Below are 3951 nucleotides of genomic sequence, written 5' to 3' on the forward strand. Positions count from 1 at the left end.
TTGTGAAGAGAAGATATGTCTGGAAGCTTCCAGGTGTTTTAAGCCCTTGAGGTTTGAAGCGTCCGAGCCCAGTCCCTGAGAAACCTTGAGATGGCTTAGTCGGCCGGAATTGGTGGAGGGATTGGAGGTAGGTAGGAAAGCTTGTCCGAGGCATGTTTGTTGTTTGAAGGTTTAGGTCTTCATCTGATGGACATGCTGGATTGATGTTGCCTGACCGCGCATCACCGGATGATATCTCGAGAAGCTGGTCTTAATGGTATGGCTTCGAGGTGCACCGGCGTGCCCTCAAAGAAGACCGTACCGACACGTCGATGTCATCATGAACTGACTTGATTGTAAAAGGTAATCAGGTTGCCGTTTTTAATTGAACGGCTATGGATGAGCATAGACAATGAGAACGAAGAAGTGAATTAAGGGCATTTGGTGGATGCCTTGGCATGCACAGGCGAAGAAGGACGTGATACGCTGCGAAAAGCCGTGGGGAGCTGCGAATAAGCTTTGATCCATGGATCTCCGAATGGGGCAACCCACCTTAAATGCTTGGAAAATCCAGTCTGTTTTAACGAACGGCCTGGGTTTCCAAGCATTGTTATAAGGTATCTTACTTTCGAATACATAGGGGTAAGAAGCGAACGCAGGGAACTGAAACATCTAAGTACCTGCAGGAAAGGACATCAACCGAGACTCCGCAAGTAGTGGCGAGCGAACGCGGACCAGGCCAGTGGCAATGATGAATAAAGCGGAACGATTTGGAAAGGTCGGCCATAGAGGGTGATAGCCCCTTACGCGTAGAACAGTCATTGTCCTTGAGTAGGGCGGGACACGTGAAATCCTGTCTGAACATGGGGAGACCACTCTCCAAGCCTAAGTACTCGTGCATGACCGATAGCGAACAAGTACCGTGAGGGAAAGGTGAAAAGCACCCCGACGAGGGGAGTGAAATAGAACCTGAAACCGGATGCCTACAAACAGTCGGAGCCCGCAAGGGTGACGGCGTACCTTTTGTATAATGGGTCAACGACTTAGTGTAACTAGCAAGCTTAAGCCGGTAGGTGTAGGCGCAGCGAAAGCGAGTCTGAATAGGGCGATTGAGTTAGTTGCATTAGACCCGAAACCGAGTGATCTAGCCATGAGCAGGCTGAAGGTTGGGTAACACCAACTGGAGGGCCGAACCCATAACTGTTGCAATAGTTCGGGATGACTTGTGGCTAGGGGTGAAAGGCCAATCAAACTCGGAAATAGCTGGTTCTCCGCGAAATCTATTTAGGTAGAGCGTCGACCGAATACCCTCGGGGGTAGAGCACTGGATGGGCTATGGGGACTCACCGTCTTACTGATCCTAACCAAACTCCGAATACCGAGGAGTACTAGTCGGCAGACACACGGCGGGTGCTAACGTCCGTCGTGAAAAGGGCAACAACCCTGACCTCCAGCTAAGGTCCCCAAGTCATGGCTAAGTGGGAAAGGATGTGAGGATCCCAAAACAACCAGGATGTTGGCTTAGAAGCAGCCATCATTTAAAGAAAGCGTAACAGCTCACTGGTCTAAATAAGGGTCTTTGCGCCGAAAATGTAACGGGGCTAAAGCCATGCACCGAAGCTGAGGATTTGCAGCAATGCAAGTGGTAGCGGAGCGTTCCGTAAGTCTGTGAAGGGGTACCTCTGAGGGGCCCTGGAGATATCGGAAGTGCGAATGTTGACATGAGTAACGATAAAGGGAGTGAGAGACTCCCTCGCCGAAAGACCAAGGGTTCCTGCTTAAAGTTAATCTGAGCAGGGTTAGCCGGCCCCTAAGACGAGGCGGACACGCGTAGTCGATGGGAACCACGTTAATATTCGTGGGCCTGGTGGTAGTGACGGATCTTGTGTGTTGTTCAACCTTATTGGATTGGTTGGGCGGCGAAGAGGTTCCAGGAAATAGCTCCACCGTATAGACCGTACCCGAAACCGACACAGGTGGTCAGGTAGAGTATACCAAGGCGCTTGAGAGAACTATGTTGAAGGAACTCGGCAAATTGCACGCGTAACTTCGGAAGAAGCGTGACCCTTTTGTACGCAAGTATGATGGGGTGGCACAGACCAGGGGGTAGCGACTGTTTATCAAAAACACAGGGCTCTGCGAAGTAGCAATACGACGTATAGGGTCTGACGCCTGCCCGGTGCTGGAAGGTTAAAGGGAGGGGTGCAAGCTCTGAACTGAAGCCCCAGTAAACGGCGGCCGTAACTATAACGGTCCTAAGGTAGCGAAATTCCTTGTCGGGTAAGTTCCGACCTGCACGAATGGCGTAACGACTTCCCCGCTGTCTCCAACATAGACTCAGTGAAATTGAATTCCCCGTGAAGATGCGGGGTTCCTGCGGTCAGACGGAAAGACCCCGTGCACCTTTACTATAGCTTTACACTGGCATTCGCCAAGGCATGTGTAGGATAGGTGGTAGGCTTTGAAGCAGGGACGCCAGTTCTTGTGGAGCCATCCTTGAAATACCACCCTTATCTTCGTGGATGTCTAACCGCGGTCCGTTATCCGGATCCGGGACAGTGTATGGTGGGTAGTTTGACTGGGGCGGTCGCCTCCGAAAGAGTAACGGAGGCGCGCGATGGTTAGCTCAGACCGGTCGGAAATCGGTCGTCGAGTGCAATGGCATAAGCTAGCCTGACTGCGAGACTGACAAGTCGAGCAGAGACGAAAGTCGGTCATAGTGATCCGGTGGTCCCGTGTGGAAGGGCCATCGCTCAACGGATAAAAGGTACGCCGGGGATAACAGGCTGATGACCCCCAAGAGTCCATATCGACGGGGTTGTTTGGCACCTCGATGTCGACTCATCGCATCCTGGGGCTGGAGCAGGTCCCAAGGGTATGGCTGTTCGCCATTTAAAGCGGTACGTGAGTTGGGTTCAGAACGTCGTGAGACAGTTCGGTCCCTATCTGCCGTGGGTGTAGGAATATTGACAGGATCTGTCCCTAGTACGAGAGGACCGGGATGGACGTATCTCTGGTGGATCTGTTGTCCTGCCAAGGGCATAGCAGAGTAGCTATATACGGAATGGATAACCGCTGAAGGCATCTAAGCGGGAAACCAACCTGAAAACGAGTGTTCCCTATCAGAGCCGTGGAAGACGACCACGTTGATAGGACGGGTGTGGAAGCACAGCAATGTGTGAAGCTTACCGTTACTAATAGCTCGATCGACTTCTTCGTTCCCATTGAATATGTTCATCGAACAAAGTTCGATGACATCACCTTCTGTCCTCACCGGCCAAAGGCCCTGCGGACGGCGCGCGCCATAAGGCGCGACGGACTGGCGTCCTGTATGGCTGCCACGCTCGACCTCGAGCAAGGCAGAATACGGATCAGTCACGGAAAGACGTGTAATTAAAAAGTGGCATCGCCACCCAGCTTCTCGAAAACAACTTTCGTTGTTGCGTTTTGCCGACCTGGTGGTTATCGCGGGGCGGCTGCACCCGTTCCCATTCCGAACACGGCCGTGAAACGCCCCAGCGCCAATGGTACTTCGTCTCAAGACGCGGGAGAGTAGGTCGCTGCCAGGTCTGCAAAACGCAACACAAATCTTCTCATCACAAAACGGGCAAATCGCCCAAATCAAAAGGCCGCATAAGCGGCCTTTGTGCTATCATGATCCAGCGCACAATGCGCCAGAACAAATCGCTCACCCAATAAGGGTGAGTTCCTTACAGGAGACAAATCGCCTTCGGCAATTTGCTCCCGCACTAGGCATCACAGCTTCCCTGTGATGCAGTCGCGATAAATCCCATGGGGATTATCGCAATCGGTATTTTGCTAACGCAAAAACCTGTATACGCAAACTCATCGAGTTTGCTCTGTCGCGACAAGTTCTGCGAACTTGCGCCGGTAACGCGGGGTGGAGCAGCCCGGTAGCTCGTCAGGCTCATAACCTGAAGGCCGCAGGTTCAAATCCTGCCCCCGCAACCA

At 52.4% G+C, this 3951-nt stretch carries 1 tRNA gene and 2 rRNA genes; all 3 read left to right on the forward strand.

Annotated elements, in window-relative coordinates:
• Nucleotides 1-399: 399 nt before the first annotated feature.
• The 3 genes from N5D22_RS26980 to N5D22_RS26990 all read left to right on the forward strand — a co-directional run bounded on the left by N5D22_RS26980 (nt 400) and on the right by N5D22_RS26990 (nt 3951).
• A 23S ribosomal RNA gene (locus N5D22_RS26980) occupies nt 400-3198 on the forward strand.
• 235 nt (nt 3199-3433) lie between these two features.
• Nucleotides 3434-3548 (forward strand): 5S ribosomal RNA (rrf, locus tag N5D22_RS26985).
• 326 nt (nt 3549-3874) lie between these two features.
• A tRNA-Met gene (locus N5D22_RS26990) sits at nt 3875-3951 on the forward strand.

Source organism: Agrobacterium sp. GD03872 (assembly GCF_029840625.1).
Lineage (GTDB): Bacteria > Pseudomonadota > Alphaproteobacteria > Rhizobiales > Rhizobiaceae > Agrobacterium > Agrobacterium fabrum_A.